Here is a 3,520-nt window from a genome sequence, read left to right on the forward strand (position 1 = left end):
ACTGCGCGAGCAACCCCGCGAGGGGGAGAGAGAAGCGCCGGCTGCTCACCCCATGTGCGGGTACGTGTAATCCGTCGGCGGCACCAACGTCTCCTTGATCGCCCGAGTCAGCGTCCACCGCATCAGATTCTGCGGCGCCCCGGCCTTGTCGTTCGTCCCCGACGCCCGCCCGCCCCCGAACGGCTGCTGCCCCACAACGGCCCCCGTCGACTTGTCGTTGATGTAGAAGTTCCCCGCCGCATAGCGAAGCTTCTCCATCGTGTACGCGGCAGCCGCCCGGTCGCCGGCGATGACGGACCCGGTCAGGGCGTAGTCGGACACGGACTCCATCTGCGTCAGCATCTCCTCGTACCGGTCGTCCTCATAGACGTACACGGCGAGGAACGGCCCGAAGTACTCCGTGGTGAAGACCTCGTTCGCCGGGTCGGTGCACTCCACGACGGTCGGCCGGACGAAATAGCCCACGGAGTCGTCGTACGACCCGCCCGCGACGACCGTGCAGGCCGGGTCGGACTTCGCACGGTCGATCGCGGCCTTGTTCTTGGCGAAGGCACGCTCGTCGATGACGGCACCGATGAAGTTGGCCAGATCGGTGACATCACCCATGGTGAGACCGTCGACCTCGGCCGCGAACTCCTCCTTGAAACCGGAGTTCCAGATCGACGCCGGGATGTACGCCCGCGATGTCGCGCTGCACTTCTGGCCCTGGTACTCGAAGGCACCACGGGTCAGGGCGGTCTTCAGCACGGCACGATCGGCGCTCGGGTGGGCGACGACGAAGTCCTTGCCGCCGGTCTCGCCGACCAGCCGCGGGTAGGACCGGTACTTCTCGATGTTGGCACCGACCGTCTTCCACAGGTACTGGAACGTCTTGGTCGAGCCCGTGAAGTGGATGCCGGCGAGATCGCGGTGCTCCAGGGCGACCTCGGACACCTCGATGCCGTCCCCGGTGACGAGGTTGATGACGCCCTTGGGCAGACCGGCCTCCTCCAGCAACCGCATGAGCAGCACGGCGGCATGGGTCTGGGTCGGCGACGGCTTCCACACCACCACGTTGCCCATCAGGGCCGGTGCCGTCGGCAGGTTGCCGGCGATCGCGCTGAAGTTGAAGGGTGTGATCGCGTAGACGAAGCCTTCCAGCGGGCGGTGGTCGAGGCGGTTCCAGACGCCCGGGGAGTTGGCCGGGGGCTGCTCGGCGAGGATCTGGCGGGCGTAGGCGACGTTGAAGCGCCAGAAGTCGACCAGTTCGCAGGGGCAGTCGATCTCGGCCTGCTGGGCGGTCTTGGACTGACCGAGCATGGTGGAGGCGGCCAGCGTCTCGCGCCAGGGACCGGCGAGCAGTTCGGCGGCGCGCAGGATGATCGCGGCGCGGTCGTCGAAGGACATCGCGCGCCAGGCGGGCGCGGCGGCGAGGGCCGCGTCGATGGCGTCCTGGGCGTCCTGCCGGGTGGCGTTGGCGTAGGTGCCGAGGCGGGCCTTGTGGTTGTGCGGCTGCACGACGTCGAAGCGCTCGCCGCCGCCCATCCTCTTCTCACCGCCGATGGTGCAGGGCAGGTCGATCGGGTTCTCGGCCAGCTCCTTCAGCTTGGCCTCCAGCCGCGCCCGCTCGGGCGAACCGGGGGCGTAGCCGTGCACCGGCTCGTTGGCGGGGGTGGGGACCTGGGTCACAGCGTCCATGGTTTCCGTAACTCCTTGACGTGAGCGGTGTCGTGAGCCGTTGTGTGCGGCCGTAGGGGGTGGCCCCAGGTGGCCCTGTGTCTGTGGGGTCATCCCTTGCCGACCATCGAGCGGACGAAGAAGCGCAGGTTCGCCGGCTTCTCGGCCAGCCTCCGCATGAAGTAGCCGTACCAGTCGGTGCCGTACGCGGTGTAGACGCGCATCCGGTGGCCCTCGGCGGCGAGTCGGAGATGTTCCTCGGTCCTGATCCCGTACAGCATCTGGAACTCGTACTCGTCGAGCTTGCGCCCGGCGCGGTGGGCGAGTTCCTGGGCGATGGAGATGAGGCGGGGGTCGTGGGACCCGATCATCGGATACCCGTCTCCCTCCATGAGGATGCGCAGGATCCGTACGTACGCCTTGTCGATCTCGGCCTTCTGCTGGAAGGCGACGGAGGCGGGCTCCTTGTACGCGCCCTTCACCAGCCGTACGCGACTGCCGTTCGCGGCGAGCCGGCGGGCGTCGTCCTCGGTGCGGAAGAGATAGGCCTGGATGACACAGCCGGTCTGCGGGAAGTCGCGGCGCAGTTCGTCGTGGATGGCGAACATCGAGTCGAGGGTGGTGTGGTCCTCCGCGTCGAGCGTGACCGTCGTACCGATCGCGGCGGCGGCCTCGACGACCGGCCGCACGTTGGCGAGGGCCAGGTCGTGGCCGCCCTTGAACGCGGGGGTGGGCCCGGAGGGCCCTTCGAACAGGGTGGTGGTGGGCGACGGGAGGGCCTGCCCGAAGAGGGACAGCTTGACCGACATCTCGGCGCGCTCGCCGAGTTCGAGCCCCGCCAGCCGGTCGATCAGGGCGAGGTAGGCGTCGCGGGCGGCGGTGGCCTGCTCGGGGCGGGTGATGTCCTCGCCGACGACGTCCATGGTCACCTCCAGGCCCTTGCCGGTGAGGTCCTGGATGACGGGGACGATGTCGTCGACGGTCTCGCCGGGGATGAAACGGTCGACGACCTGCTTGGTCACGGGCGCCGCCGAGATCAGGCGTCGCATCCGGTCGCTGCGCGACGCGGCGAGAATCACGGGACCCAGCACGGGGCACCTCCAGAGCAGGACCAAGGGGGCCGTACCCGATCTTTCTCAACCCTTCGGGTACGGCACGGAGAACCACCGTGAAACCTAAGGATCCCTCCGATCGTCGGCCATCGACAGCTGTCACGCATCCGTGCCCTGGATCTCAGACATCTGTATGAAGCGCATGCGAAATTGCGGGAGAATGCCTGCGTGGCGGTGGTTTTCCAGGCGGGCGCGGGCCATCGCGACGGCGGTGGCGGTGGCGGCGACAGCGGGCGCAGGCGGCGACGGTGATGGCGGTGGCGGTGGCGGCGGCGGCGGCGATGACGGTGGCGGACACAGTCGGTAGCGGTGGTGACGGTGACCGGCGCGAGCGGTAACGGTGGCGGCGGGCGCGGGGAGTACCAGGAGCTCGTCGACGAGATCTCGGGGCTGCTCGGTGCCCCGGCGACGCTGGAGAACCGTGACTTCGAGCTGATCGCCTTCGGCGCGTACGACAGTGAGGGCGACCTCGATCCATCGGCCCTGGACCCGGTGCGCACCCGCTCGATCCTCACCCGGCGCTCCACCCCGGCGGTGCGGGAGTGGTTCGAGGGCTTCGGCATCACCCGGGCGACCGCCCCGGTCCGTATCCCGCCGACCCCGGAGGCGGGGGTCCTGCGGGGCCGTATCTGTCTCCCGGTACGGCATCGGGGTGTCGTCCTCGGCTACGTCTGGCTGCTGGACGGCGACCCGGGCCCCACGGACGCGCAGTTGTCCGCCGCCATGGCGGTCGCCTCCCGTATCGGCGCCCT

General features: G+C 69.1%; 2 protein-coding genes and 1 pseudogene. 1 reads left to right on the forward strand and 2 read right to left on the reverse strand.

Translation table 11 applies throughout. The annotated features are described in order from the left end of the window. Window positions 1–45: 45 nt before the first annotated feature. Both pruA and STRIP9103_RS02225 read right to left on the reverse strand, forming a co-directional pair. Complete coding sequence (gene pruA / locus STRIP9103_RS02220) at window positions 46–1,677, reverse strand: L-glutamate gamma-semialdehyde dehydrogenase (protein ID WP_009296124.1); 1,632 nt, start codon at window positions 1,675–1,677, stop codon at window positions 46–48. 89 nt (window positions 1,678–1,766) lie between these two features. Beyond that, on the reverse strand, window positions 1,767–2,747 hold the full coding sequence (locus STRIP9103_RS02225; RefSeq protein WP_009296127.1) for a proline dehydrogenase family protein: 981 nt from the start codon (window positions 2,745–2,747) through the stop codon (window positions 1,767–1,769). 330 nt (window positions 2,748–3,077) lie between these two features. Here STRIP9103_RS02225 and STRIP9103_RS02230 point away from each other — a divergent pair. Next, window positions 3,078–3,520 (forward strand): annotated as a pseudogene (locus tag STRIP9103_RS02230) (PucR family transcriptional regulator); the annotation flags it as partial.

Origin of the sequence: Streptomyces ipomoeae 91-03 (genome assembly GCF_000317595.1) — a bacterium.
GTDB classification, from domain to species: Bacteria; Actinomycetota; Actinomycetes; order Streptomycetales; family Streptomycetaceae; genus Streptomyces; species Streptomyces ipomoeae.

Bases quoted from the DNA above. Each gene is read 5' to 3' on its own strand.
- pruA (WP_009296124.1), bottom strand. From the start codon at position 1,677: ATGGACGCTGTGACCCAGGTCCCCACCCCCGCCAACGAGCCGGTGCAC.